We start from the raw sequence: 658 nt of genomic DNA, 5'->3' as shown, positions 1-658 counted from the left end.
CGTCATCTCGGCGATCGTTGCGCGGAGCTCTGGCGGCTCCAGCACTTCGGCCTCCGGCCCGAGCCGCAGTAGTTCGGACGCCGCGTGCCACGATGTTTTGCCGATCGGAATCTTGGCGATGCGCCAGCCGTCGGCGTCGGTGACGTCGTCGAGCTCGGTGCGCGATCGGACATAAGGCTGACTCAGCGCGTCGAGTAGCGTCACGCCGAACGGTGACAATCGGACGACCGCGACGTTGGGATGTAGCTCGGCTTCCATCCGCAGCGTCGCGCTTTGCCAGTAGGCGGCGAGATCAAAGTCGGCCGGTCGCGTGAAGCGGTCGTCGAGCGGCGTGCAGTCGAGCACGCGCGCGATCCGGTAGGTTCGGACGCTGCCGTCGACCTGTCCGGCGAGATACCAGCTGCCGCCCTTCAGCACGAGGCCGAGCGGGGCGACGCGGCGGCGCTTCTGGCCGCGCCAGCTCTCGTAGCGGATCTTGATCAGGGTGCCGCGCAGCATCGCGGCGGCGACGGCGCGCAAGTGCTTCGGCTGTTCGGCCTCGCCGAACCAGCCCGGCGCATCGAGGTGAAAGCGCTCCTGCATCCGTCCGGCGTCTTCGCGCAGATTGGCCGGCAGCGCGGCCATCAGCTTGTTCTGCGCCGCGATCATCGCCGCATCG

Annotated in this window: 1 protein-coding gene; it reads right to left on the bottom strand. The window is 68.5% G+C overall.

Translation table 11 applies throughout. The features are described 5' to 3' along the window. A partial coding sequence (locus DY467_RS25335; protein WP_164639798.1) for a helix-turn-helix transcriptional regulator occupies positions 1-658 on the bottom strand: 658 nt, incomplete at both ends.

The sequence above is a fragment of the Rhodopseudomonas sp. BR0G17 genome, assembly GCF_010907025.1.
GTDB classification, from domain to species: Bacteria; Pseudomonadota; Alphaproteobacteria; order Rhizobiales; family Xanthobacteraceae; genus Rhodopseudomonas; species Rhodopseudomonas palustris_H.
This window is presented reverse-complemented; position numbering and strand designations above follow the sequence as displayed.